At 44.1% G+C, this 24,512-nt stretch carries 26 protein-coding genes and 2 pseudogenes; 12 read left to right on the forward strand and 16 right to left on the reverse strand.

The window, feature by feature from the left end; all coding sequences use genetic code 11:
• A pseudogene (locus H6F92_RS01530) lies at nt 1-326 on the forward strand (IS1 family transposase); the annotation flags it as partial.
• Nucleotides 327-328: 2 nt separating this feature from the next.
• Here H6F92_RS01530 and H6F92_RS01535 read toward each other — a convergent pair.
• Nucleotides 329-826 (reverse strand): annotated as a pseudogene (locus H6F92_RS01535) (RNA-guided endonuclease TnpB family protein); the annotation flags it as partial.
• Between the two features lie 311 nt (nt 827-1,137).
• Between H6F92_RS01535 and H6F92_RS01540 the strand changes: the two are divergent.
• Both H6F92_RS01540 and H6F92_RS01545 read left to right on the forward strand, forming a co-directional pair.
• Nucleotides 1,138-1,356, forward strand: a complete 219-nt coding sequence (locus H6F92_RS01540) for a DUF433 domain-containing protein (RefSeq protein WP_045356225.1) — start codon at nt 1,138-1,140, stop codon at nt 1,354-1,356.
• Between the two features lies 1 nt (nt 1,357).
• Nucleotides 1,358-1,678: a DUF5615 family PIN-like protein gene (locus H6F92_RS01545; protein ID WP_190356546.1), complete on the forward strand. Its 321-nt coding sequence runs from the start codon at nt 1,358-1,360 to the stop codon at nt 1,676-1,678.
• 141 nt (nt 1,679-1,819) lie between these two features.
• Here H6F92_RS01545 and H6F92_RS01550 read toward each other — a convergent pair whose 3' ends face one another.
• The 3 genes from H6F92_RS01550 to H6F92_RS26440 all read right to left on the reverse strand — a co-directional run bounded on the left by H6F92_RS01550 (nt 1,820) and on the right by H6F92_RS26440 (nt 3,673).
• A complete protein-coding gene (locus tag H6F92_RS01550) occupies nt 1,820-2,206 on the reverse strand; it encodes a hypothetical protein (protein WP_190356547.1) in 387 nt (128 codons plus the stop codon).
• Between the two features lie 218 nt (nt 2,207-2,424).
• On the reverse strand, nt 2,425-3,318 hold the full coding sequence (locus tag H6F92_RS01555) for an IS982 family transposase (RefSeq protein ID WP_190356548.1): 894 nt from the start codon (nt 3,316-3,318) through the stop codon (nt 2,425-2,427).
• Nucleotides 3,319-3,541: 223 nt separating this feature from the next.
• Nucleotides 3,542-3,673: a hypothetical protein gene (locus tag H6F92_RS26440; RefSeq protein ID WP_265795898.1), complete on the reverse strand. Its 132-nt coding sequence runs from the start codon at nt 3,671-3,673 to the stop codon at nt 3,542-3,544.
• Between the two features lie 202 nt (nt 3,674-3,875).
• Here H6F92_RS26440 and H6F92_RS01560 point away from each other — a divergent pair, with 202 nt between their 5' ends.
• On the forward strand, nt 3,876-4,169 hold the full coding sequence (locus H6F92_RS01560; protein ID WP_242029962.1) for a hypothetical protein: 294 nt from the start codon (nt 3,876-3,878) through the stop codon (nt 4,167-4,169).
• A gap of 220 nt (nt 4,170-4,389) precedes the next feature.
• On the opposite strand, the gene H6F92_RS01565 is transcribed toward H6F92_RS01560, so the two are convergent.
• On the reverse strand, nt 4,390-5,343 hold the full coding sequence (locus tag H6F92_RS01565; protein ID WP_190356549.1) for a branched-chain amino acid ABC transporter permease: 954 nt from the start codon (nt 5,341-5,343) through the stop codon (nt 4,390-4,392).
• Between the two features lie 563 nt (nt 5,344-5,906).
• Between H6F92_RS01565 and H6F92_RS01570 the strand changes: the two genes are divergently transcribed.
• Nucleotides 5,907-6,479 carry a manganese efflux pump MntP gene (locus tag H6F92_RS01570; protein ID WP_190356550.1) on the forward strand — a complete coding sequence of 191 codons (573 nt, stop codon included), beginning with the start codon at nt 5,907-5,909 and terminating at the stop codon, nt 6,477-6,479.
• Here H6F92_RS01570 and queC read toward each other — a convergent pair.
• The 4 genes from queC to H6F92_RS01590 form a co-directional block, all read right to left on the reverse strand.
• Nucleotides 6,468-7,196, reverse strand: coding sequence for a 7-cyano-7-deazaguanine synthase QueC (queC, locus tag H6F92_RS01575; protein ID WP_190356551.1), 729 nt, complete (start codon nt 7,194-7,196; stop codon nt 6,468-6,470). The two genes, H6F92_RS01570 and queC, sit on opposite strands and share 12 nt — an antisense overlap.
• Nucleotides 7,196-7,558 carry a hypothetical protein gene (locus H6F92_RS01580; protein ID WP_061430171.1) on the reverse strand — a complete coding sequence of 121 codons (363 nt, stop codon included), beginning with the start codon at nt 7,556-7,558 and terminating at the stop codon, nt 7,196-7,198. The genes queC and H6F92_RS01580 overlap by 1 nt, the downstream gene beginning before the upstream one ends.
• Entirely contained in the window at nt 7,555-7,872 is a 318-nt protein-coding gene (locus H6F92_RS01585) for a hypothetical protein (protein ID WP_061430172.1), read from the reverse strand. Before H6F92_RS01585 ends, H6F92_RS01580 begins: the two co-directional genes overlap by 4 nt.
• A gap of 222 nt (nt 7,873-8,094) precedes the next feature.
• On the reverse strand, nt 8,095-8,712 hold the full coding sequence (locus H6F92_RS01590) for a 7-carboxy-7-deazaguanine synthase QueE (protein WP_190356552.1): 618 nt from the start codon (nt 8,710-8,712) through the stop codon (nt 8,095-8,097).
• On the opposite strand from H6F92_RS01590, the gene H6F92_RS01595 reads away from it, so the two are divergent.
• Nucleotides 8,689-9,246 carry a Ycf51 family protein gene (locus H6F92_RS01595; protein ID WP_002781770.1) on the forward strand — a complete coding sequence of 186 codons (558 nt, stop codon included), beginning with the start codon at nt 8,689-8,691 and terminating at the stop codon, nt 9,244-9,246. The two genes, H6F92_RS01590 and H6F92_RS01595, sit on opposite strands and share 24 nt — an antisense overlap.
• Nucleotides 9,247-9,266: 20 nt before the next feature.
• Nucleotides 9,267-10,376 carry an iron-containing alcohol dehydrogenase family protein gene (locus tag H6F92_RS01600; protein WP_002789276.1) on the forward strand — a complete coding sequence of 370 codons (1,110 nt, stop codon included), beginning with the start codon at nt 9,267-9,269 and terminating at the stop codon, nt 10,374-10,376.
• Between the two features lie 318 nt (nt 10,377-10,694).
• Here H6F92_RS01600 and H6F92_RS01605 read toward each other — a convergent pair whose 3' ends face one another.
• The 3 genes from H6F92_RS01605 to H6F92_RS01615 form a co-directional block, all read right to left on the reverse strand.
• Nucleotides 10,695-12,179 (reverse strand): HMA2 domain-containing protein, encoded by a 1,485-nt coding sequence (locus tag H6F92_RS01605; protein WP_190356553.1) that lies wholly within the window; start codon nt 12,177-12,179, stop codon nt 10,695-10,697.
• Between the two features lie 144 nt (nt 12,180-12,323).
• Nucleotides 12,324-12,557, reverse strand: coding sequence for a hypothetical protein (locus tag H6F92_RS01610; RefSeq protein WP_190356554.1), 234 nt, complete (start codon nt 12,555-12,557; stop codon nt 12,324-12,326).
• Nucleotides 12,558-13,132: 575 nt separating this feature from the next.
• Nucleotides 13,133-13,315, reverse strand: a complete 183-nt coding sequence (locus H6F92_RS01615) for a hypothetical protein (protein WP_190356555.1) — start codon at nt 13,313-13,315, stop codon at nt 13,133-13,135.
• Between the two features lie 317 nt (nt 13,316-13,632).
• On the opposite strand from H6F92_RS01615, the gene H6F92_RS01620 reads away from it, so the two are divergent.
• The 3 genes from H6F92_RS01620 to truB all read left to right on the forward strand — a co-directional run bounded on the left by H6F92_RS01620 (nt 13,633) and on the right by truB (nt 17,432).
• Nucleotides 13,633-15,204 carry a hydantoinase B/oxoprolinase family protein gene (locus H6F92_RS01620; protein ID WP_190356556.1) on the forward strand — a complete coding sequence of 524 codons (1,572 nt, stop codon included), beginning with the start codon at nt 13,633-13,635 and terminating at the stop codon, nt 15,202-15,204.
• A 127-nt stretch (nt 15,205-15,331) separates the two neighbouring features.
• Complete coding sequence (gene tsaD / locus H6F92_RS01625) at nt 15,332-16,378, forward strand: tRNA (adenosine(37)-N6)-threonylcarbamoyltransferase complex transferase subunit TsaD (protein ID WP_190356557.1); 1,047 nt, start codon at nt 15,332-15,334, stop codon at nt 16,376-16,378.
• Between the two features lie 172 nt (nt 16,379-16,550).
• Nucleotides 16,551-17,432 (forward strand): tRNA pseudouridine(55) synthase TruB, encoded by an 882-nt coding sequence (gene truB, locus H6F92_RS01630; protein WP_052277719.1) that lies wholly within the window; start codon nt 16,551-16,553, stop codon nt 17,430-17,432.
• A 219-nt stretch (nt 17,433-17,651) separates the two neighbouring features.
• Here the strand turns inward: truB and H6F92_RS01635 are convergent, their stop codons facing one another.
• The 4 genes from H6F92_RS01635 to H6F92_RS01650 form a co-directional block, all read right to left on the reverse strand.
• On the reverse strand, nt 17,652-17,924 hold the full coding sequence (locus H6F92_RS01635) for a hypothetical protein (RefSeq protein ID WP_002763859.1): 273 nt from the start codon (nt 17,922-17,924) through the stop codon (nt 17,652-17,654).
• 101 nt (nt 17,925-18,025) lie between these two features.
• Entirely contained in the window at nt 18,026-19,072 is a 1,047-nt protein-coding gene (gene hisC / locus H6F92_RS01640; RefSeq protein WP_190356558.1) for a histidinol-phosphate transaminase, read from the reverse strand.
• A 91-nt stretch (nt 19,073-19,163) separates the two neighbouring features.
• On the reverse strand, nt 19,164-20,384 hold the full coding sequence (gene ispG / locus H6F92_RS01645; protein ID WP_052277721.1) for a (E)-4-hydroxy-3-methylbut-2-enyl-diphosphate synthase: 1,221 nt from the start codon (nt 20,382-20,384) through the stop codon (nt 19,164-19,166).
• Between the two features lie 150 nt (nt 20,385-20,534).
• Nucleotides 20,535-21,449, reverse strand: a complete 915-nt coding sequence (locus H6F92_RS01650; RefSeq protein WP_190356559.1) for an alpha/beta fold hydrolase — start codon at nt 21,447-21,449, stop codon at nt 20,535-20,537.
• Between the two features lie 209 nt (nt 21,450-21,658).
• Between H6F92_RS01650 and H6F92_RS01655 the strand changes: the two genes are divergently transcribed.
• On the forward strand, nt 21,659-22,228 hold the full coding sequence (locus H6F92_RS01655; RefSeq protein WP_002797241.1) for a TIGR04376 family protein: 570 nt from the start codon (nt 21,659-21,661) through the stop codon (nt 22,226-22,228).
• A gap of 187 nt (nt 22,229-22,415) precedes the next feature.
• Nucleotides 22,416-24,137 carry a lysine--tRNA ligase gene (gene lysS / locus H6F92_RS01660; RefSeq protein WP_190356560.1) on the forward strand — a complete coding sequence of 574 codons (1,722 nt, stop codon included), beginning with the start codon at nt 22,416-22,418 and terminating at the stop codon, nt 24,135-24,137.
• The last annotated feature ends 375 nt before the right edge of the window (nt 24,138-24,512 follow it).

Here is a 24,512-nt window from a genome sequence, read left to right on the forward strand (position 1 = left end):
AAACTTTTGCGGACTTATGGGAAGTTGTTAGTCGGTGGAAATGTCATTTTTAGGTGACAGATGGATGGAAAGTTTATCCTAATTTTATCCCCGACGGAGATCAGATTATTAGCAAAACCTATAGGACTAGAGTAGAGGGAGAAAATCCTAGGCTAAGACATTATTTGGCCAGGTTACATCGAAAAACTCTTTGTTATTCCAAGTCTGAACAAATGCTCAGACATTCAATTCGATTACTAATTCACTACCTAAAATTTGAAGATGTTCCAGTTCCTCATTCAAATAACAGAAATTATTTTCCTCTGAATGCTCGCCATTTTGCCTAATCATACCTTAATTCAGCAACGCCAACAATTCTAACTCGTTTAATTTGGTCTAGAGGATAAAAGTTTAGGTCTCTAGTTCCTTTTAGTTTAATCGTGCCAATGTTTTTCTTATCTGTGAAAGTTATTTTCTTTCTATCCTCCGATAGTTGACCTCCAGAGTTTTTATATTCCACAGAACGATTATTTTTCTGAAACTTAGTATAACCTTTTTTACCTTTAACCTTTTTCTGACAATTGTCATAGAAACGAGCAATAGAAGACCAATCTCGTTCAGCAGATGCTTGTCTAGCAGTAGAATTTAAAGCATCGACAAACTTGAACTGTTGGGCGAGAACTGCACAATATTTATTGAGAGAATATTTATCGATTTTGTCTTCTCTCTTGGCATCCATCCAAAGCCTTAAAGCCTTATTACGGATGAATTGTACTGTACGAATAGCTTCATCAATGGCAGAACAATGACTAGGCTTAAGCACGGCTTTCATTTCTAAGACAATCATTGTTTATCGACCTCAAACAACTTATTTGGAGTTAACCTGTACAGCATAGATTGTCAAGATTTTAGTTGACATCGAAGCTCTTACATCGAAGCCCCTCGAAATGTGTCGAAGTGTCGTGCTTCGTGTCACTGAGCCTTGACATTGAGCCTTGACATTGAGCCTTGACATTGAGCCTTGACATCGAAGCCCCTCGAAATGTGTCGAAGTGCTGTGTTATATTGGTCGGGGTTTCATCCCGTCGCTAAAATCGAGGGTCTTCACCCCGACATTTGAGATAAAATATCAATATAGAACCCAGAGGTCAGAGATCTATGCTTAAGAACTCCCCAATCATTAGCGCATCCCCTGAGATTATGGGCGGTACTCCAGTGTTTACCGGTACTAGGGTTCCTGCTCAAACGCTACTGGACTATCTTAAGGCAGGAGAATCCATAGACGATTTCTTAGATGGATTTCCAACTGTCACCAGAGAGCAGGTCATCGCCTTACTGGAAGAGGCCGGGAAACGGGTTATTGGTATGACGGTATAGCATGAAGCTCCTGTTGGATGAGTGTATTGATCGCAAGCTTTCAAGAGAATTTCCTGGCTACGAAGTAAAAACAGTTCCGCAAATGGGATGGGCAGGAGTCAAGAACGGACAACTTCTTGCCCTTGCAGAGGCAGAGTTTGATATTTTCCTTACCGTTGATCGGAATCTCTCATTTCAGCAGAATCTGCCACAGTTTGATATTGCGGTAATTGTTTTACAAGTACCCTCCAATCGTTTAGGCGATCTCAAACCTCTAGCACCTCAAGTTTTAGCTATTTTAGCTACCGTGGCTAAAGGACAAGCTACAGTGGTCAGTGCCTGAAAGTGTAGGTGAGCAATCTATTCTTGTGCCAGAAATTGTTAAACCAGGCTGGCGTTGCTGACTTTGGGTATGAATCATTGCATCTACATTTTTTAAAACTCAGGCTCAAACTGACTTTTTGATATATGCACTCATTAGCATTCATACCTTGATTAAGCAACGCCAAAAGTTTTTGTGCCCAATAATTTCTGCTAGATGTTTCCAAGTAGGAAGATAATGGGATTCGTCCGTTCCTTGACCAGGGAAAGTCGCTCCCAACAAAGGCAGGCCATTTGGGTCTAAAGTAGCTAACATTTGACGATATTGAACTAAGTCAGGGCGGCGGTCTTTGCTATAGCCAAAGTTCAGCAGGGATTCCTTATCGCTCTGCTCCGAGGGCTCATGGTAAACGGAAAAACTCGTCCTATCACTGCGGGCTTGGTCAGTGGGTAATTCATAAGCCCGAATCAGATGTTGTCCTAACTTGATTTCGATGGTCTCAATGGCTTGATGTTCCTCACAACCCAAAAGCTTTAATAAGTCAGCCAAGCGGTCATCAGTCGCATCTTTTCAACCAATTTTCCAGCCGGTTGCCCATTCTAAGGTGCGATGATGGAATGCCACCCATGCTTCAACAGCACAGAGTCGATGGTCAGCTTGACTAATCATATAGGTTAACAATAAGACCGCCAGTTGACCGTAGCTTAATCCTTGTCGATTGCCATGAGGGGATGGGAACTCTTGGTCAATTTAACGCGATGTGCGACTTAATATTCGTTAACAAGATTATCGAATTGAAGAGGATCAATATTATGACGATTAAGCCAGAAACAAACAGTATGAGCTAAAATCTTGCGATTAAGACGACTGGTGAAATGCCACATATCTCTGGCTCGAACCTTCTCAATATTAAATCTGTCAACAAGTTGACCAATTACTGTTTCAATCAAGCGGCGAAAACGTTGCATTAATCGAATTACAGTCTGGTTACGTTTTTCTAGCATATTAGAACGTAGAGGGGTAGGCAAAGTAATACCACACCTGGCAAGTTCTGAAGAAAAAAACTCACTTAGATATCCCTGATCAGCAATTAATTGACCTTGAATTTGAGTGACTAAATCCCAAAGTGCTTCACGTTCACTCCCATTGGCAGCAGTAAGAGTAAATCCAGTAATTACTCCCGTTCCACTAATCAGTAAATGCCCATGAAACCCATAATATGTCTGTTTTTTGGCAGCACAAAAACCATAATCTGCTTCTCCTCGAAAACTACGACAATTGGGAGCGCGACTGAAACAACATAAAGGTATTGGTAATCCATCAATCAAATGAAGTTCTTCTGAAAATGCCCCTAACTGCCTTGCTAGTCTTTGTTGTAGAACTTCCTTATACTGCCAAAAATTTGCTGCTTGACGGATAAAAGCAGCTCGACTGTTTAAATGAGGAAATAGTTTTAGCCAATGACGATGGAAGTATTTCCAAATCTCTTTGTCTGTATCCATTCCCAAAAATTCTGCAACTATTTCCATTGTTAAAACTTCACTCGCACTCAAGGCTGGAGCAAAACCTCGTCTCTTGATTGGGTAGGTCTGAGTAATTTCAATCAACAAATCGTCGATACAGCAGAATACAGCAATGATAAACTCTTCAATAGAAAACATTGGCTCTTCTCGACTTTGTGTGATAAGTTTAACTTATATAGTAGCGATCAATCTTTGTGTCCTTTGTGTCTCTGTGGTTCGTTCCACTCACTGCCCCAAGACTGTATCTTAGAATACATTTTACCCACCAAACCTGGGAGAGCCAAACATTTTCCCTCATTCCACTCACTGGTAACGATTTTCTCGCTCCAGATACGGATGTGGGAATTTTCTTTTCAATCTTTTATACAATCACCTTTTGTAACCAAACAATAAGTCGCACACTGCGTTCAATTAATTTTTCAATCTCCATTTGTTTCAGCCAATGGATGATCACTGGCAGGTCGTCGGCTCTTTCTGATTCAGTTTCTCTCAAGGTGAAATGCCTCTCTCATCTCTCAACTGCTTACCCAGAATACACTTGAGACGATTTATTAGGCTAGAGGCACTTCATTTGAGCGAACCGTGAGTCCTATCGCGAACAATGGCAACCTGAACGAGGTTTTCATCGTTTTAAACGAGGTCGTCTTCCCGCCTTACCCATCTACTTCCAGGATGAACAAAAGATTCGAGGCTTGATGTTTTTGTTGACGATTGCCCTGCAAGTTTTTACTTTGATGGAGTTTGTGGTTCGCCGTCAGTTAGTGGAACAAAAAAAGCTTCTCGCTGGCCTCTATGATGGCAATCCCAAACGCACCACCGAACGCCCGACGGCGGAACGATTGTTAGCCGCTTTCAGTGGCATTACGCTCTATTTTCACCGAGATGGGTCAACCGAAATGACGGGTCTTAATCCTCTCCAGAAACGGATTTTAGCGCTGATGAAAGTTCCTGAATCTATCTACATTCTTCCCTCGCTAGTTTCTGGCTAGGGGGACTGAGCGACTGAGATGTCTCTAATCCTTATGGTGACTGAATTTTGACCGATTTATTGTGCTAAAGGCTTTTCAAATGAGCGAACCGTGAGACAGGAGTAGGGACTGGGGAGTTTTTTGCTGTGAACAGTAAACAGTAATCAATTACCTGAAAACTAAAATCTGATCACTGATAACTGATAACTGATAACTGATAACTGATAACTGATCACTGTAATTAGGAATCAACTTGACTAAGAGAGGAACGTCTTTTAAAAGGAATTAGTTTTTTGATTAATTCAGGTGTAATTAAGCCTTGGGGATAAAAAATCGTTCCCAAAACAATTAAAATTCCAAAGATAATCAAACGACCATCGCGCAAGAAATTCCCTAACCAAATTGGTAAACCATTCACGCCGCCGAGAGCGCGTAAAACTTCGGGCAAAGCAGTTAAAACAATGCCTCCCACCACCGGCCCGACAAAAGTTCTTGAACCACCAATTAAAACGAAAGCCAAGAAAATAATACTGGCATCAAAAGTTCCTTGACGGGAATTCCAAGTATTGAGAAAATGGGCGCTTACCGCTCCCACAACTGCCGCTAAAACTGCCCCGAAAGTGAAGGATAAAACTTTGTGATAGGTGGGATTAATTCCCATGGCCGCAGCTGCCAATTCATCGGCACGAATGGCATTAAATGCCCGACCAATTTTGATGTTTTCTAACCGGTAGAGAAACAGCATAGTTAGGAATAAGAGGGGCAAAGCCAGCCAAAGGTAGGCTAATTGAGTAGTGAAAGGTTGGGGAATGGCGAAAATACCGACTGCACCGCCGGTTATCTCGAGATTAAGGGCAATAATTCTTAAAATTTCTACCCAAGCGATCGTGGCAATAGCTAAATAAATACCTCGCAAACGGAGAACAGGAATACCTAAAACTATGGCTAATATTCCCGAAATAATGCCAGCAATTAACATTTCTAAAAAGACCAAAGTAAGGGGATAATTGCTACCAGTATTAGTAAAAACTTTCGTGGAAAGAATGGCGGCAACATAACCACCTAAAGCGTAAAAACCGGGGGTTGCTAAGGATAATTGACCGGCCATTAAGGGCAGATAAATTGAAATGCCTAAAATGGCTCCAAATACCATTGAAACAATTAAAAAACCATAGGTGTTAAAAAAGTCAGCCATATTTTCAGTGAGCGGTTATTGGGTGTTTAAGTTAGGGGAGTCAATTAGCTAATTTTATCACCGTTCTCTCCCACCTCATTCTCCGGTAATTCTCGAAATTATCATGATTTTTTACTTGGCACTTTTCCTATATGGTAGCGTTAGCCACCTTAAAAGCAGACGGGATGATCGGTGATGGGAAAAGGTATCTTACTTAACTTTGTCTGGGAAAAAATTCAGGGGAATTTATGAGACAGCAGCATTGGTTAGTTAACTCGGAAAACCGGTTCCTCGGACTCCTACGGTTGAATTTCCTGATAAAATCGCAGTAGCGGGCGCAAAAGTCCTAGAAGCTGAGGATATCATCAGTTTTACCCCAGAAGCGATCCATCAGGTGCAGGCGATCGGTGAGAAACCAGTAATATGGTTTTAAACGTTTTCAATTCGATCCTCTCACTAATCGAGCAGTTAATTTTTAGGTTAGAGAAATGATAGATAAATGAGAGGATCATGAGATAAATATGAAAGTTTTTTGGGGAAAAATTAGTTAAGATAGGGGGAAATTAAAAGATAAACAACTATAGATGTTTACTTCACTCGAACTTTTGACCATTTCCTTTGTGGCCGTGGGATTAGCCGCCGATGCCGTGGCCGTTTCTCTGACCAGTGGCCTGATGATTCGTCATATTCATGTTAATAAGGCTTTGAAAATTGCTTTGTTTTTTGGCGGATTTCAAGCGATTATGCCGATGATCGGTTGGGGTATCGGCCTAACTTGTCGCGAGTTTCTCGCCTCTTTTGACCACTGGATCGCTTTTATTATTTTAGGGGCGATCGGCAGTAAAATGATCTACGAAGCGGTTCAAAATGATGACGAGGAAAAAAAATTTAATCCTCTAGATTCCTATACTTTAATCGGATTAGCGATCGCTACTAGCATCGATGCTTTAGTAGTTGGTTTGGGTTTATCGATGATTAAAACTCCCTTACTTTTAGCTTGCACTGTCATCGGTTCTATTACCTTTGCTTTATGTTTTATAGCTGTTTTTATCGGGCATAAATTCGGTAATTTATTTAGTCAAAAGGTGGAAATTCTCGGCGGTTTAGTTTTAATATTAATCGGCAGTAAAATCCTCATTGAACATTTAATTGCCTAGATTATCTCCATTTTTCACTATCCTCCCTATTTTCCCCGACTGTTTCAACAGGGGAGTGGCTAATTCGGGATAACCGGCCTCAATTAAAGCCTGATCTCTGATGCGACAGGAATCGCATAAACCACAGGGTTCAACTTCACCTTGATAACAAGACCAAGTATCAGCAATGGGAACCCCTAAACTAACAGCACGACGGACGATATCTACCTTACTATCCATCACCAAAGGGGCAATTAATTGGGGTGCTTTCCCTTCTAAACCCGCTTTTGATGATAAATTAGCTAAAGTTTGAAAGGCATCTAAATACTCGGGACGACAATCGGGATAACCAGAATAATCCACCGCATTAATTCCTAAATATATCGCCTCCGCTGCCCTTGCTTCTGCTAAAGAAAGAGCGATCGAAATAAAAACTGTATTTCTCCCCGGCACATAGGTAATCGGGATAATATTCGGGTTAATTCCCTCTTGGGGAATAGCAATAGATTGATCCGTTAAAGCGGAACCTCCCCACAAAGATAGATTGACTTCGATCAGATGATGTTCTTTAATATCGAGGAAATTAGCAATTTTTTTCGCCGCTGCTAATTCCCGCTCGTGTCTTTGTCCATAACGAAAGGAAAGGGCGATTAATTGATAACCAGCAGCTAAAGCGATCGCTGCTGTTGTCGCTGAATCTAATCCCCCGGAAAGTAAAATAATTGCCTTTTTTGTCATTACCCTAATGTCACCTGTGCTTGTTGATAATTAGCTACTAAGATAAATTGTTTTAGCCACTGCGAACCTAACAAAATCTCCTGAATTGCCTCCCCTGCAAAGACGGGAATTTCGTATTCCTGACCATCAATTCTTACTCTGCCTAAATATATATCAAAAAATGCTTCTCCTTGGGCGGTGCGTAACTTATCTTGGTTTAAAAATGGCCATTCAAGACTGCGAGCATCTTGGTCATTCATAACACAAAACTCCGTGAAACCAGTATCTAGCATAGCTTCTACAGGTAACACCAGGCCATTAGGGCTGACTAAATCGATATCAAAATAAATTTGACCATTTTCTCCAAATCTCCCTTCAATCATATTCTGCCACTAACTCCAGTTTCATTAATGCCAAAGATATGATGGATTTTGTCGGGATATTTTGCCCTTGCTTTTTTACTAGCCACTTCTTTGTCGGGATCGATAAAATAATCGCCGCTATCGGGTTCGATCGCAATATACCAACCATAGTAATGTTTCATTAACCGGGGCTGTAAACTCTGAAAAATCGGCCAACAACGATGATAAAATTCTAATTGTCGGGCGCGATGTTTGGCCTTTTCTTCCTCTGTAGATTGCATCTCCGGAAAAACTCGACCACGACGCACTACTCGTTCAGAATTATTGTTAGACATAGTATTTAACCTCTTGTTAGTCAATTAGGGGTTGGGAATTATGAATTATGAATTGGGGAGATGGGGAAGTGGGGAAGTGGGGAGACCACTTCGTGCGCGTTGCGGGGGGAGATGGGGAGATGGGGAGATGGGAGCAGGGAGAAAAAAGCTGATAACTGACTGCTGACTGCTGACTCCTGATAACTGATAACTGATCACTGATAACTGATCACTGATAACTGACTAGCGGACTCCTAAAAACTTATGGGTTTGGAGACTGAGACGCCATTGGGGATGTCGGAGAACATAATTAAAGACTAACTCTTTGCTTTCCACTGTATTCCATTCGGGTTGCAGATATTTAATCACCCCTTCCGATAACTTACTTTCCTGCATAGCTGCCCAGTCTAAATCCTCTGGATGAGCCACGACAATTTTTAACTCATTCACCCGTGCATAAATACTAGGATCGGGCATTTTATAAGTTTTAGGAGAAAAAGTCACCCAATCGAAAACCCCAGTAAAAGGATGAGCGCCAGAAGTTTCTAAATGTACCCGTAAACCCTGATTTTTTAATTCCTTGGTTAAAGGATCAAGGTTGTGCATTAAAGGTTCACCCCCGGTAATCACCACCATAGCGGGGTTAGCGTCTTTTGCCATCTCTACCAATTCCCCCAGGAATTGTTGGGGATAACGGTGGGCATTCCAAGACTCTTTTTGGTCACACCAAGGACAATAGACATCGCAACCTCCTAAACGGAGGAAAAAAGCATTGCTTCCCGTCCAAAAGCCTTCGCCCTGGACAGAATGGAAAGTTTCGACAACAGGATAGGTACAATGGTTTATGCTAACCGTTTTCATAGAATCAGTATTATAGAAAATATGGACATTCCCCTAAACTTCGCCAAATACACCCAATGGTCCGGTATTGCCACGCTGGTTTTTTTGGTACTCACGATTATCGCTTTTCTCGTCGGTTGGGGAATCCGCTTTCGTCTCGTCGGTGTTACTAGCTTTATGGCTGTGTTGACGGTGGGGATTTTCGGTCTTGGGTTGGGATTATTTACCCGCACAGAAATTCCGGGGGCGGTGAGATTCTCCCTTGTCTATGATAACGGAGCTAATCAAGCTGTTATCTCCCTGCCCAATACCGTTACTCCCGAGCAAGTGGAAGCAACCCTAAAACAAGCCGCTAGTGACTTGTTTTCCTCCGGTCGCGCCGGTGCTGGCGGTAATAATCAATTTATCATTAGCGCTCGCACTCTCGTTCACCCTCAGCCCGGTTTATCTGCTCCTTTGTACTTGGGACAGATTAAAAAATCCTTCTCCGCCCCGGGGGATAATACTCCTGAACTACAGCTTTTTCCCGAAAGTTTCGCTAAAATTAGCCAATAATCCTGAGAGGTTGTCAAAAAATGTCCAATGCTGTCGCTGTTTTGCCCCTGTTAATCGCCCCCGCACAAGTGATTCGGGGTGACAATGCCCTAGAAGAATCCACCGGCAAGTTAGCGGATTTGGGTAAACGTCCCCTGGTGGTGGGCGGCGATCGCAATTTAGCTTTTTTGTCATCTCCCCTAAAAAATCTCACTCCTAGCTATCACAGTTACGCCCCCGATTGTTCGGAAAATTCCCTAGCATATTTAAAGGCATCTGTCAAGAGTCACGAGGCAGATTTTATCATCGGTGTGGGTGGCGGCAAAGCCCTCGATACGGCCAAATTACTCGCCCATCAGTGCCATTTGCCGATCGCCACGATTCCCACCTCCGCCGCTACCTGTGCCGCTTGGACAGCCCTATCTAACGTCTATTCTGACGCGGGGGCGTTTCTTTACGATCTGTCCCTAGCCCGTTGTCCGGATTTATTAATTCTCGATTATGGTATTATCCAAACTGCCCCGAAAAGAACCTTAATCGCCGGTATTGGCGATGCGATCGCTAAATGGTACGAAGCTTCCGTCAGTAGCGGTCATTGCACAGAAACCTTAATCATTGCCGCTGTCCAACAGGCCCGGGTTTTGCGGGATATTCTTTTCCAAAAATCCCCGGCAGCCCTGGAAAATATCGGCGGGGAGGACTGGAAACAGGTGGTAGATGCCACCGTTTTATTAGCCGGAGTAATCGGCGGTTTAGGGGGCGCTAATTGTCGTACCGTGGCCGCCCATGCAATTCATAATGGTTTAACCCATATTCCCGCTTGCCATCACGCGCTCCACGGGGAAAAAGTCGCCTACGGCATTCTCGCCCAATTGCGTCTAGAGGAAATAGTTTTGGGTAATCAATTAGCAGTATCGGCCCGGGGGCAACTAATCCAGTTTTATGAACAAATTGGGTTACCTAAATCCCTAGAGGATTTAGGATTAAAAGATGTTTCCCTTGCCCAATTGCGCCACGCGGCCGCAATTGCCTGTCAGCCTAATTCGGACATTCATCGTCTGCCTTTTACGGTTTCCCCCGAACAAGTTATGGCGGCCATGGTTTCTACTACCACTGCCGATACAATCGGGCAGAAAGTTAAAGCTAATTAACGGGAATATTTTCGGGACTTATTAATAATGAAAAATTATCAACAGAATCACTTATCATTGAAGAAACAGAATTTACCCTTAGCATCATAACTTTTTCCTATCTGATTTATTCAGCAAGCCCTAATTAGGGGTCTCAAGACCCCCCTAGCGGGCGCAGAGAAAACCCTCACCAGCTAAGTCTTTTTACTCAAGTCTCTAGAGGGGGACGGCCAATGTGACAGTTGAGGGTGCGGAATGTGGGTTCGTACTTATTGTGCCGACTATTGTCTCGTTCTTATTTGAAATAACTATAAATTACGAACAGCTTAACGCACCAATTTAAAAGGGGTTAGGTTTCGGGGAGCGCAGGCTGTTCAGTTCTGCGAGGATGGCTGAACTACCGTTGATCGCAGCGGCAGCCACCGGGTTGAGTCCCCAAAATGCCCCGACTGCCACCACTAACAGGTTGGGCAGAGTAGCGATCGCCAAACTCCTGTCTGCAGTCGCAAAGGTATGCCTCGCCAGGGCAAAGGTGTAGCCGAGGGGCTGGAGATCGTGGCTGTGGAAGATGACATCTGCGGCCGCTGCAAATTCCCCTCTCCCTAGAGAAATAACCACCTGATCCTCCTGGGCAGCCAAGCAATCACTACCACTGTCGGTTATCCAAGCGGCCCGCTTACCTTGGCGGCGCAACTGTTCTCGGAGGCACTCAACAGCAGCCGCATCGGTGGCGAAGTGGATGCACTCAGAAGGGATGCCCCAACTCACCAGCAGCTCCGGGGTAATCAAGTCCTGGAAACTTTCGCAGGTAAAGGCCAGAGTATCCACCTGAGCCAACTTTTCCAGTACCCTGGCATTGCGGATGTAAACGCCTTGTCGCGCTGCCGCCGTCAGGGCCGAAACCACTGCCAAGGGAGTAACGCCCCGCAGAGAAACCCCGATGTCGAGGGGTAACACCGCACTCGCTCGCCCCAAGTCCCCCGTCAGGATTGCCCAAGTGCCACTCAGGAGCAAAGTGGGGACGATCGCTCCTTGGGCGACGGGTTTGAGGTTCTGGAGTAGTTCGGTTTTTTCGACGGAATCTAGCCACCCTTCTCGATCTGCCTCGGGAACGGGAGCGAACCGCTGCCGGTCGGAAAGCCAGTGGATTTCTGCATCTTCTTGCTCGAACAGCAGGTATAGCTCGTCTTCTAGCTGTTGGAGCTTGCTCTGGCGCAGGCTCTCTCCCACTGCCGCCAGATTGAGGGCGAGTGCGCCAGCTACACCGTTGCCCTGGAGCAGTTGGTAGCTCAACCAGAGGGCATCGAGGCAGTCTATTGTCACTTGTCCCTGCTGGGTGAGGGCTTGGCCAACCCTCTGCCAGAGAGGAATTGAAGCCGCAAGGACAATTCCCCCCACAATCGAGAAGGGCAGTTCTAGGGGAGCAGCAGCGATCGCCACGGCTAGGGTTAAGGCCGGCAGCCCTAAAGTTGGCCAAGTCTCCTGATTGCCTCGGTCGGCCTCCTCTGGCTCTCTTTCCCGGCTGGCCACTAGGATGGCCGCTTGCAAGTAATCTAGGATGGCCGTTGCTGACAGCATTTCCGCCGGGTAGGAGACAATCAGGGAGCAGGCGGCGGCATTGATGCGGCTCTCGCTGATGGCAGTGGTTCTCAGCAGCGATCGCTGTAAGCGTCTGGCAAATTCGTCATCCCAATTGAGGCGGGGAATGCGAATTCGCAGCCGCCCCGGAATTTGATGGGCGACTTGCCAATCTACCCGCTCAGGGGGCTCTGGGGAATTTTCTGCCGCTTGAGCCGGCGCGGGAGTCAGAGTTGTTGTCGTCATGGTGAGATGATTCTAGAGAGGCCACCGACCGGCAGCGGGACGAACAAGACATTCAACAACAGGCTGGCAGCGGCGACGAGAGATTGACCATTTGAAAACGCCCGACTTCGCCGATCGGGTGCATTGGCTTGTTAGCTGACGATCTTAGCGTTCCCAGCCGTTGATCATTCTGGTTGTTTCCGCCACCTTTGATTCATCTCCTTGTTCCGGCTTGTACCAAAGCTCAAACCGTGCTTCGTATTTGTTGCTCCAGTCTCCTTCGTACACGACCACCTCAGCATTGTATGGAAAGAATGTCTTGCCAGTGGCAGACAAGCCCACATGGCGTATCGAACTCCTCGTCAGGTCGTCCTCGGATAGTCGTTGTCCAGATTTCACGTCATAGACCCTTGCGTACACATATCCGGCAGCGCTTGGGTTAACTGCTGCGTTAAGCAGGTATATCCCCGGCTGCATTCCATCGGAAACGGTGAAGTGCGAGGCATTCGGACGATTGGTTCAGTAAAGCGAGTCAACGGGCATCACAACGGTTGTTTTGATTTCGTCCTTAGGTTGCGACAGGGGCCCGCCGTAGTTGGATCCGATTGGGTTGCAACCGGCCACTATGGCGGCGATCAGCAGAACGACGACGGACGTTTTGTGGTACATGTGGCTAGCTAACTATTAATTATAGAGAAACTTTCCGTCTTCATACCTTTATCCTTATTCCTACCCAACCCGATTTTTGAGGCTATTTTTTTCTTTTTTATCTTCCCTCAAAAACCCTATATATATGGGCGCACGGATTCCCATTATATATAAACAATAAAGCAAGTCTCGCCATTTGTCAAGGGTTTTTGGAAAAAAATCGAGCCGATACTAAAGATATATCTTCCCAAGAGCAGCTCAAAGCGATCGATGACTTGGGAAAATTAGCACAATCGGACAAACCCCAATTCAGTCGAGTCGGTTAGTTAACTAAGTTTTTCTTCAGGAAAAGTTGCTTGAAACTCATCGAGTAACTCATCCAACTCCTCAAGAGCTTGATTGACATCCAATCTCAACCCCCCAATGTCGGGTTGATCGCGCAATTGCAGTAAATAATCGCGTTTATTAGCCATTTGTTGCACTTTATCGATCAAGCTGGTTTTATCCATAATTCACCCTCTGGTACTGACTGCGATTATATATCAGTCAGCCCGTATCAGTAGCTCTCCTGCAAAAATCAAAAAGCTTCCGTTAGGTGAGGAGACAGGAAACTCCGAGACAGGAGGAGAAAAAAGACAAGAGACAAGTATAATGCTATAAAAACGAAAATTATGGCAAATTTATCTGATATTTTCGATATTTTAGCCATATAGCGGCTCGATAACTTACTTTGGCAGGGGATATACTAATAACTTATCAGTGATCAGTGATCACTGATCACTGATCACTGATAACTAATAACTGATAACTGATAACTGACTTTTCTATGTCCCCTCTCAATTCTCACCGCACAGAAATAACTACCGTTGCCGATCCTATTTATCTAGAAATATTTAAAAATCTCTATCAATTTATTGCCGAAGAAATGGGTATTACTCTCCAAAATACGGCAGCAAGTGTCAATATTAAAGAGCGCCTAGACTTCTCCTGTGCTATCTTTGATGAGTTAGGAAATTTAATCGCTAATGCTCCTCATATTCCCGTCCATTTAGGCTCTATGTCCGATAGTGTCAAAAGTTTAATTCAGGATAAAGGGGAGACGATTCGTACAGGGAATGTTTATCTAGCCAATAATCCTTATAATGGCGGTACTCACCTGCCGGATGTCACAGTAATTAGTCCTATTTTTGACCGCCAAAATCAGGAAATATTATTTTATCTTGCCTCCCGGGGACATCAAGCTGATATCGGTGGCATTACCCCTGGTTCTATGCCTCCCCATTCTGTCCATATTAGCGAAGAAGGAATTTTATTCGATAACTTTTTGCTGGTAGCGGCGGGACAGTTTCGGGAAAAAGAATTAATTAATCACTTAACTAATAGTCCTTTTCCTGCTCGCAATATCGCCCAAAATATTGCCGATTTTCAGGCACAAATAGCCGCCAATGCCAAGGGGGAAAGAGAATTACATAATATGGTTGATCGCTACGGATTAGCTATGGTTAAAGCCTATCAACAGTTCGTTCAAGATAATGCCGAATTAGCGGTGAGAAAAGCTATATCTGTCTTAAAAGATGGTGAATTTACTTATTATATGGATAACGGTGCTGTCATCAAGGTAAAAATTAGCATAGATATTAATAATTGTCAAGCAACCATCGATTTTACTGGCACATCTGACCAGTTAAATAATAATTTTAATGCCCCCCTGGCAGTGACAAGAGCGGCGGTTTTATACGTTTTTCGTACCCTTGTGGAGGAGGCAATTCCTTTAAATGCTGGCTGTTTCAAACCCCTCCATTTAATTATCCCATCTGGCTGTTTTCTTAATCCCGTTTATCCGGCGGCCGTGGTAGCGGGAAATGTGGAAACTTCCCAGGCAATAGTTAATACTTTATACGGTGCTTTAGGCATTCAAGCAGCCAGCCAAGGGACGATGAATAATTTCACTTTTGGCAATCAAGAATATCAATATTATGAGACTATTTGCGGCGGTTCTGGTGCGGGGGCAAATTTTGCGGGAACTGCTGCCGTACAAACCCAAATGACTAATTCCCGTCTCACTGATCCGGAAGTATTAGAAATGCGCTATCCTGTGTTAGTAGAAAGTTTTAGCATTCGCCCCGATAGTGGCGGCAAGGGACAATATTCTGGAGGTGATGGTGTGATTAGAAGAATGAAATTTCAAGAGGCTATGACTGCTAATATTCTGTCGGGTAATCGCCTGATTCCCCCCTTTGGACTAGCGGGAGGAAAAGCCGGTAAAATAGGACGTAATGCCGTGGAAAGAAACGATGGAACTATCGAAGAATTGCCCGGCACTGCTACTGTAGAAATGAACCCCGGTGATATTTTTATTATTGAAACTCCCGGCGGTGGTGGCTATGGAAATTGTTGAACGATAACTTTAATTTTAATTAAGTACCTAAGCAAAATTAAGTAAGTGGTTATAATTAAATTAAAGATGGATCCCCCCTTAATCCCCCCTTAATAAGGGGGGTGTCTGACGATTTACTGATTAATTTATGACAATTATCTTAGCGATCGAAACCAGTTGCGATGAAACGGCTGTGGCTATTGTTAACAATAACCTGGTGTTGAGTAGTGTGGTTTCTTCTCAAATTGATCTCCATCGTCTCTATGGCGGTGTTGTGCCAGAAATGGCCTCCCGACAACACCTAGAAACCATTAATTTTTGTCTAGAAAAAGCTTGGCAAGAAACGGGGTTAACTTGGTCAGAAATTGATGGAATAGCCGCCACAGTTGCTCCCGGTTTAGTAGGTGCTTTAATGGTGGGAATGACAGCAGCCAAAACCCTGGCTATTATCCACGATAAACCCTTTATCGGCATTCATCATCTCGAAGGTCATATCTATGCTTCCTATCTCGCTGAATCCGATCTTAAACCCCCCTTTTTATCTCTTTTAGTCTCCGGGGGTCATACCAGTTTAATCCATGTGCAGGCCTGCGGCAAATATCAACAATTAGGAACCACTAGAGATGATGCAGCCGGAGAAGCTTTTGATAAAGTGGCACGATTATTAAACTTAAGTTATCCCGGTGGTCCGATAATCGATCGCATGGCTAAAGATGGTAATCCCCAAGCTTTTCCCTTACCTGAAGGTAAAATATCTTTACCAACCGGCGGTTTTCATGCCTACGATTCCAGTTTTAGTGGTTTAAAAACGGCTGTTTTGCGCTTAGTAGAGAAATTCGAGCCAGATAATTTACCTGTAGCTGATATAGCCGCTAGTTTTCAAGATACGGTAGCCAGAAGTTTAACCCGTCGGACAATCAATTGTGCCTTAGATTATGGCTTAAAAACTATCGCGATCGGGGGAGGAGTGGCTGCTAATAGTGCCTTAAGAAATCATCTGCAAACTGCCGCCAAAAATCATCATTTAACCGTCTATTTTCCGCCGCTTAAACTCTGTACCGATAACGCCGCTATGATTGCTCGCGCTGCCGTTGATCATTATGATCTTGGTCATTTTTCTGACCTTTCCCTAGGTGTTCGTTCCCGTTTACCTTTAAGCGAAGTTATGCAATTATATAATACGTCAGATTTTTAGCTATCAGCCTTGAATCAGTGATCAGTGATCAGTTATCAGTTATCAGATATGAGTTTTCAGTTCACTGTTTACTGTTGACCGATCACTGAAAAAAGCTCCCCACTCTCCTATACCTTTTAAACAGGATTTAGTCTGACCTATAGTGGCACAAGTCCACCCTACAATTGATCAAATGTTTGGCTTTTTAAATCTCAATAAACCCCCCGATTGGACTTCTCACGATTGCGTGGCCAAAGTCCGCAAAATTCTGAAGACAAAACGAGTCGGCCATGGCGGAACTTTAGATCCTATGGCTACGGGAGTTTTACCGATCGCCGTCGGTGCTGCCACCCGATTACTGCCCTATTTACCCGAAAATAAGGCTTATCGGGCAAAAATCCAGTTAGGACTCAGCACCGATACCGATGATATTACGGGAAAAGCGATCGCCACTTGTCCCTGTGGCGATTTAACTTTAGAGGCAGTTAAGCCCCATTTAGCGGAATTTATCGGCAATATTGCCCAGATTCCGCCGATGTATAGTGCTATTCACAAGGATGGTCGCCGTCTCTACGAATTGGCGCGCAAAGGGGAAATAATCGCAGTGGAGCCTCGTCAGGTCAAAATTGACCAAATTACGGTTTTAGGCTGGTTAGAGGGCGAATTTCCGCAAATAGAGCTAGATATTCACTGTGGATCGGGGACTTATATTCGTTCCCTGGCCAGAGATTTGGGGAAGGTGTTAGCTGTCGGTGGCACTTTAGCCAGTTTAACTCGCACGGAAAGCTGTGGTTTTCAATTAGCTGATAGTATTAATCTGGAAGCTTTAATGGCTAATTCCGAGGGTTTAATTTCGCCTCGCATTGCCTTGGCACATCTAGACTGGATTTCTTTGACATCAGAGAGAGTTATCGATTGGTTTCACGGCAGAAAAATTAATCTCACCGATACAAATGTTATGAGCGGTTCTCTGGTTGCTGTGGAGTCTTTAGAAGCTCAATTTCTCGGCATTGGTGAGATAGTTAGCAGAGAAGATGAATACTACCTACAGCCTAAAATAGTTATTCAGCAATAGGGTTAATAATCAAAACTTTTTCTATATCTTAATTATGTTTATCTGGACAAACTAAGCTTTTTTATCAACAGTGATCCTCTTGCATAATTAATTTTTCAGGGTTCAAAAACGGCAAAAATAATGGTTAAATTGCCTAACATCTGTAAAGAGACCATTTAATTGATTATGATTGATTCTTAATTCTCCTGACTACTGACTACTGACTACTGACTCCTAACCCTAACAACAATTTTTGATTTTTACAAGAGGTCTAGTATAAACCCACTGATTATGATTTTTTCTGGCCACGATTTTTTTAGAAGCAACCAAAGATTTTAGACAAAGATTGAGCATAGAAACGGGACGATTTAAGCGTTGGCTCAATTCTTGAACTGTGATTCCTTGAGGATAAACTTGCATAAGTTCAAAAATTTGTGCGCTGGTATTTAATCCTTTTGTGGGACTAATAATCTTGATAGCCAAGGCTAGTAATCGGGAGAAACGACAGGCCATTAGACCCTTGTTTGTCGCTGCTTTGTTCCGATCGATCTAGCCTTTTTTTCGAGAAGTTATCAGGGTTTCAAGTGCTAATAAAACCCTGACGTAAATCGAGATTAATTTGTTCCCATAATCTCTTGAATAGCAGATAAAAGGCGATCAATCTCCCCATCGGTTCCGATAGAAATCCGCACATAATTCTGAATGCGAGGATGTTTAAAGTATCGCACTAATATCTGACGCTCTTTGAGTTGATTATATAACTCACTGGCACTAATGTGCGGGGGAGAAGCGAGGATAAAATTAGCTTCCGAGTCAAAAACAATAAATCCCAACTCGCGCAGAGAAGTAATTAAACGGCTGCGGGTTTGACGGACTTTTTGCCAAACTTGCTCAAAATAATTATGGTGTTTTAAAGCTGCTGTGGCTAAAGTTTGAGCAATGCGATCTAAATTATAGGAATCACGCACCTTATCCATCTGTTCGATAATTGCCCTCGAAGCAAAACCGAAACCGACTCTTAACCCCGCTAAACTATAACTTTTCGACATGGTGCGACTAATGATGACATTATCGTAACGGGAGAGAAAATCGAGATGATTGTCATCACTAAAATCCACATAAGCTTCATCAATTAATACCAATCCTGACGCATTAGCACAGGTTGCTTCTAAATAGTCGCGCTCAAGATGTTTACCGAGGGGAGGATTAGGGGAAGCCAGAAAAATTAATTTAGCTTCCGGACAAATAATCGGTCCTGCCAATGCAAATTTATCATTAGTGGGAAATTCGATAATATTTGCCCCGTGTACCCGGGCAATTGTCTCGTAAAGGGAATAGGTTAAATCTAAAAAAGCGACGCTTTCGCAAGGGTTAACAAAAGTTCGCAGGGCGATATTGAGGATATCATCGGAGCCATTACCCGCGATTATCTGATTGGCTGTTATGCCGTATAATTCCGCCGCCGTTTGCCGTAACTCTTTGGAGATAGGATCGGGATAGAGTCGGACTTTCTCTAATTGCTCTTGCAGGTGGGCAAAAATTTCCGCCGGTGGGGGATAAGGATTCTCATTGGTGTTAAGTTTGGTAAATCCCGCGCTTTGGGGCTGTTCTCCCGGAGTGTAAGCGGGGGTTTGACGAACACAATCGCGTGTAGGTAGCATGAACTCTCTGGGGCGGCAATTTCTAGCAAGCTTTTTATTATAGCTGATTATCAGGGGTTGAATAGATGTCAACCCCTACCGGTAAAACTAATTAAGGTTCTACCCAACGGCCATCGGCTTTAATTAAATTAATCAACTCGCTTACACCTTCACTTTCGGGGACGCGTTTAATTTCCTCGCGACCGCGATAAAGGGCAATATAACCGGCCTGTTTCCCCACATAACCATAGTCTGCGTCGGCCATTTCTCCTGGTCCATTGACAATACAACCCATAACGGCGATATCGAGTCCGGTGAGGTGTTGAGTCGCTGCCCGCACTTGCTGCAGAACATCTTCTAAATTAAAAAGAGTGCGACCACAGGAAGGACAGGCGACGTATTCGACCATGGTTTTCCGCAGTCCCAGGGCCTGGAGAATGCTGTAACAGACGGGAATTTCCTTTTCGGGAGCTTCCGTCAGAGAAACGCGAATCGTATCACCGATACCGTCCGCTAAGAGAGTGGCAATCCCGGCAGTGGATTTAATTCGTCCGTATTCCCCATCTCCTGCCTCAGTAACCCCCAAATGTAGGGGATAATCCATACCTAACTCGTCCATGCGCTTAACCATGAGACGATAGGTGGCTACCATAACTGGCACCCTGGAAGCTTTCAGGGAAACCACCAGATTGCGAAAATCGAGGGATTCGCAGATGCGGATAAATTCTAAAGCCGACTGTACCATTCCTTCGGGGGTGTCACCGTAGGTAAAGAGCATTCTTTCGGCCAGAGAACCGTGGTTAACGCCGATTCGCATCGCTTTATCTTGATCTCGCAGGGAAACTACTAAAGGTTTCAGGGTTTCGGCGATTTTTTCGCCAATTTCATCAAATTCTGCCTGACTGTACTCGCTGCGGTCGGCTTTCGGTTTCTCGAAAACGTACAAACCGGGGTTAATCCGCACTTTATCGACGTGCTTGGCCACTTCTAGAGCGATTTTCATGCCGTTGTGATGTACATCGGCTACTAACGGCACAGGTTGATAGGTGGCGAGCAGTTTTTCCCTAATTTTAGCTAAAGCGGTGGCGTGGGACAGACTCGGCACGGTGACGCGGACAATTTCACAGCCGATTTCATGGAGGCGACGGATACCGGCCACGGAACCATCTATATCAAGGGTATCCTCGTTAATCATCGACTGCACGACCACGGGATGACCACCACCGATGGTAACGCTACCTACCCGGACGGGACGGGTTTTGCGTCGGTGAATCGTGGTGTCGAATTCGGAGGCAGTTGCGGGAGGTTTGAGCGTCGATTCCAAGGTTTGCATAGGACTATCACCAACAATCACTCTCCCTATTCTCTCAAAGAACAGGAACAGATTCTAAGTAGGGAGGCACAATTATTTGTCGGATGGGTTAGGGGTAGCGTAACAGGAGCAGACGTTGGGTTTCATGCTTCAACCCAACCTACGTTCATCTCAAAGAACAGGAACAGATTCTAGCCACTCTAATAAAATTGGGTTAAAACGGTCGGGACATTCATCCTGTAAACAATGACCGGCCCGGGCAAATTCTACATATTTTATCCTAGGATTAAGGGAGACAAAACCCTGGGCTAACTGGACGGGAACCATGCGATCTTGTTTGCCCCAACATAATAAAATCGGGATTTCTAAGCGTGGTAAAATTAACTTGGCTGGTGGACAATATTCGGGATGATTAACAGCTTGTGCCAGGGAAATAAACGCCTCGGCTGCCCCCTCATCTAGGGTTGGGGCGGCGATAATTTGTACTAATTCCTCGCTGACTGCTTTCTTGTCTTCGTAGGCGATTCCTGTCCATTTTTTCAAGACTTGCGGACGACGCAGATAGTAAAAAATCGGTTTTAATAGCCAAGGCGAAGTGAAAAAGTTTTCGATAGGAGTGACGATATTTAATAACCAATCGGCGATCATTTCCCGCCGACGGCTGACATCGGGTAAACTGAGCATAACTAATCCGGCTACCATTTCCGGATATTTACCCGCTAGGGCCATACTAACTAAAGAACCGATCGAATTTCCCACTAATACCACCGGTCTATTGATAAAAGTTTGCCAGAAATCGTGTATCTGTTCCACCCAGAGATTAACGGTATAGGGAACCTGCACTTTACGCGAACCACCAAAACCTAATAAATCTACTGCGTAAACTCGATGATTTTGGCTGAGAATAGGAATATTATGGCGCCAATGTTCGATCGCCGCTCCAAATCCGTGCAGTAAAATTAAAGGGGGATTATCGGCATCTTGGGGGTTTTTTGCTGGCATAAAACTATAACGAATTTGCCAACCGCGCCACACCCAATCCCGTTGATAACCGATGCGTTCTGTCCAAGCTGGTGAAGTTGTCACTTAAGTCAAACAATTAAGAGTTTTTCAGGAAATATTATTCTAGTTTTATTATACTGGTTTCCCCGTCCCTAACCGGCAGCCGAATAACATCTTTGTACTACTTTTGCCAAATATATTTAAATCTAGGGTTGATCTAGCCTATGCTAAAAAGAGGGGGATTAAAATCGATCGCTCCTAGACTTTAATTGAAAATTTAGGATATTGCACAGATGGGCAATCTATTTGATGATGTCAGTCGCTTTCTTGAAACCCAACTGGAAGAATTTCTCAGAAGTCATCCCCAATTAGAATTACAGGCGCTGGTGGAACAACTGCGCGAACAGGAGCGCGATACTGCTAAACTGATTAGCGCCCTAGAAAATGAGCGTCAACGTCTCGAACAGCAAATTTTGGCCACTGCCCAAGATATCCAAACTTGGCACGCTAGAATTGATAAGGCTAAGGCCGCTGGACGGCAGGACTTGCTGAAGGCTGCTAGTGAACGCGAGGCGGCCCTATTTCGTCAGGGTAATCAACTTTGGGGACGGATGGAAGGGGTGAAAAAACGTCTGAGTCAATCCCAAGAGTTACTGCAACAGGTCCAACAACGTCGTCAAGAAGTGCAAATTAAAGCCGAAAAAGCCCCTAAAAATCAGTCCCGTGACTGGGAAACCACTTTTTGGGATCAACCCCAAGAATCGGACTATCAGCGCTCGAACTACGATAATCTCGATCTAAAATTTAAAGAATGGGAAATGGAAGAAGAATTGAAAAAATTAAAGCGAGAAATGGGACGATAATTACTGTTATTAGGGGAACTGGGGAACTGGGGAACTGGGGAAGTGGGGAAGTGGGGAAGTGGGGGAATTTCAACTAAAACCCTAAAACCCTAAAACCCCAACACCCTAAAACCCTAAAAACCTAAAAACCTAAAACCCCAAAACCCAAAACCTAAAAATTCCCCAGAATTGTTCCTCTTAGAAAACGATGGCATCTCAAGCACAAAATCCTGAAAATCAACCCTCCTCTACCCTCGAAGAAATCCGGTCCGCTCGTTTAGAAAAAGTGGCAGGATTGCAAAAAGCTGGCTTAAATCCCTACGCTTACCATTGGAAATCTACCGCTCATGCTCAACAATTACAAGAGCAGTACGCTGACTTAGCACCGGGGGAAGAAATTAGCACAGAAGTAGCCATTGCTGGTCGGATTATTGCCCGAAGAATTATGGGTAAACTAGCCTTTTTTAACCTGCAAGATGAAACGGGAACGATTCAATTATACCTCGATAAAAAACGCATTAGTGAAACCATGGCCGCCGTGCCGAATGCCTTTAACACGGTGATTAAACTGACCGATACAGGCGATATTTTAGGGGCAAAAGGGACGATTAAACGCACAGAACGCGGCGAATTATCTATCTATGTAAACGAGTACGAAATTCTCACCAAATCCCTCTTACCTCTACCAGATAAATGGCACGGTTTAACCGATGTAGAAAAGCGTTATCGACAAAGATATGTGGATTTAATTGTTAACCCCGAAGTGCGACAAACTTTTCGCCGTCGCGCCCAAATTACTGCTTCTATTCGGAGATATTTAGACCAAGAAGGTTTTATTGAAATTGAAACTCCCGTGCTACAAAGTGAAGCGGGAGGAGCCGATGCTAGACCGTTTATCACCTATCATAATACGCTGGAGATGGAGTTATATCTCCGCATTGCCACCGAGTTACATCTAAAAAGATTAATAGTCGGTGGTTTTGAAAAAGTCTTTGAGTTAGGCCGAATTTTTCGTAATGAAGGGGTTTCTACTAAACATAACCCCGAGTTTACTTCCATCGAAATCTATCAGGCCTATGCCGATTATTATGACATGATGGAGTTAACCGAAAACATTATTGTTAATGCTGCACAAGATGTTTTAGGTACGCTGAAAATCACCTATCAAGACAGGGAAATTGACCTAACTCCTCCTTGGCGACGAGTGACCATGCACGAATTAGTCCAAGAAATAACCGGGGTTGACTTTAATAGTTTTGATGATTTCGAGTCGGCTCGTATTGCCGCAGAAAATGCCGGCATTGGCGTTCCAGAGGAATGTAAAACCATCGGTAAGCTCTTAAATGAAGCTTTTGAACAAAAAGTCGAAGAAACCCTAATACAGCCCACTTTTGTGCTAGATTTTCCCGTGGAAATTTCCCCTTTAGCTAAACCCCATCGCTCAAAAACTGACCTCGTGGAAAGATTTGAATTATATGTGGTTGGACGGGAATTAGCTAATAGTTTTTCTGAGTTAACCGATCCCATCGATCAACGGCAAAGATTGGAAGCACAGGCACTCAAAAAAGCGTCTGGAGATTTGGAAGCGCAGGGAGTTGATGAGGACTTTTTAACCGCTTTAGAATACGGAATGCCCCCCACGGGAGGCTTAGGAATTGGCATCGATCGCCTGATCATGTTATTAACCGATTCTGCCAGTATTCGCGATGTGATTGCTTTCCCCTTATTAAAAAGTCAAAGTACAGCGATTAAATCTTTTGACTACGATGAGGAAAAAAAAATTCTGAAAGTGGAATTTAATCACGGTGGTATCTATCTTTATCATGATCTACCTTTGGCAGTATATAAAGATTTTCAGTCCGCACCATCGAAAGGACAGTTTTTTGTCGGACAGATTCGCGATAAATACAGTTTTGACAAGGAATTGTAAAAGTTAGGGCCACTTCAGTTATCAGTTATCAGTTATCAGTTATCAGTTATCAGTTATCAGTGATCAGTTATCAGTGATCAGTTATCAGTTATCAGTGAACTAAAAACTAAAATAGGAAATTAATTTTGCACAACTACTTATTAGGGTGCATCTCGCATTTGCAGAAATACCGACAATCAGCAATTATTAGTAACTCTTAGATTATTACAGATATATCAGCAGCTGGCTGTAAGCATCCCACCGAAAAGCTAATGCGCGGGGGGTTTGGGGGCGGCGCCACGCCCCCAACGGGGGGTTTGGGGGGTAGAACCCCCCAAAAGCTTGGATTGAGTGATAAAATCGAAAGTAACGCCCAATTTTAAAAGAGAGTTTCCC

The organism is Microcystis wesenbergii FACHB-1317 (assembly GCF_014696875.1).
GTDB lineage: Bacteria > Cyanobacteriota > Cyanobacteriia > Cyanobacteriales > Microcystaceae > Microcystis > Microcystis wesenbergii_A.

Excerpts from the sequence above, each read along its gene's own strand:
- H6F92_RS01560 (WP_242029962.1), top strand. The coding sequence starts at position 3,876 with ATGTTTTTGTTGACGATTGCCCTGCAAGTTTTTACTTTGATGGAGTTT.
- queC (WP_190356551.1), bottom strand. The coding sequence starts at position 7,196 with ATGACAAAAAAGGCAATTATTTTACTTTCCGGGGGATTAGATTCAGCG.
- lysS (WP_190356560.1), top strand. The coding sequence starts at position 22,416 with ATGGCATCTCAAGCACAAAATCCTGAAAATCAACCCTCCTCTACCCTC.
- tsaD (WP_190356557.1), top strand. The coding sequence starts at position 15,332 with ATGACAATTATCTTAGCGATCGAAACCAGTTGCGATGAAACGGCTGTG.
- H6F92_RS01590 (WP_190356552.1), bottom strand. The coding sequence starts at position 8,712 with ATGAAAACGGTTAGCATAAACCATTGTACCTATCCTGTTGTCGAAACT.
- H6F92_RS01605 (WP_190356553.1), bottom strand. The coding sequence starts at position 12,179 with ATGACGACAACAACTCTGACTCCCGCGCCGGCTCAAGCGGCAGAAAAT.
- H6F92_RS01615 (WP_190356555.1), bottom strand. The coding sequence starts at position 13,315 with ATGGATAAAACCAGCTTGATCGATAAAGTGCAACAAATGGCTAATAAA.
- H6F92_RS01655 (WP_002797241.1), top strand. The coding sequence starts at position 21,659 with ATGGGCAATCTATTTGATGATGTCAGTCGCTTTCTTGAAACCCAACTG.
- H6F92_RS01565 (WP_190356549.1), bottom strand. The coding sequence starts at position 5,343 with ATGGCTGACTTTTTTAACACCTATGGTTTTTTAATTGTTTCAATGGTA.
- H6F92_RS01555 (WP_190356548.1), bottom strand. The coding sequence starts at position 3,318 with ATGTTTTCTATTGAAGAGTTTATCATTGCTGTATTCTGCTGTATCGAC.
- ispG (WP_052277721.1), bottom strand. The coding sequence starts at position 20,384 with ATGCAAACCTTGGAATCGACGCTCAAACCTCCCGCAACTGCCTCCGAA.
- H6F92_RS01545 (WP_190356546.1), top strand. The coding sequence starts at position 1,358 with ATGAAGCTCCTGTTGGATGAGTGTATTGATCGCAAGCTTTCAAGAGAA.
- H6F92_RS01595 (WP_002781770.1), top strand. The coding sequence starts at position 8,689 with ATGGTTTATGCTAACCGTTTTCATAGAATCAGTATTATAGAAAATATG.
- H6F92_RS01600 (WP_002789276.1), top strand. The coding sequence starts at position 9,267 with ATGTCCAATGCTGTCGCTGTTTTGCCCCTGTTAATCGCCCCCGCACAA.
- hisC (WP_190356558.1), bottom strand. The coding sequence starts at position 19,072 with ATGCTACCTACACGCGATTGTGTTCGTCAAACCCCCGCTTACACTCCG.
- H6F92_RS01580 (WP_061430171.1), bottom strand. The coding sequence starts at position 7,558 with ATGATTGAAGGGAGATTTGGAGAAAATGGTCAAATTTATTTTGATATC.
- H6F92_RS01570 (WP_190356550.1), top strand. The coding sequence starts at position 5,907 with ATGTTTACTTCACTCGAACTTTTGACCATTTCCTTTGTGGCCGTGGGA.
- H6F92_RS01540 (WP_045356225.1), top strand. The coding sequence starts at position 1,138 with ATGCTTAAGAACTCCCCAATCATTAGCGCATCCCCTGAGATTATGGGC.
- H6F92_RS01635 (WP_002763859.1), bottom strand. The coding sequence starts at position 17,924 with ATGGCCTGTCGTTTCTCCCGATTACTAGCCTTGGCTATCAAGATTATT.
- H6F92_RS01620 (WP_190356556.1), top strand. The coding sequence starts at position 13,633 with ATGTCCCCTCTCAATTCTCACCGCACAGAAATAACTACCGTTGCCGAT.
- truB (WP_052277719.1), top strand. The coding sequence starts at position 16,551 with ATGTTTGGCTTTTTAAATCTCAATAAACCCCCCGATTGGACTTCTCAC.
- H6F92_RS01585 (WP_061430172.1), bottom strand. The coding sequence starts at position 7,872 with ATGTCTAACAATAATTCTGAACGAGTAGTGCGTCGTGGTCGAGTTTTT.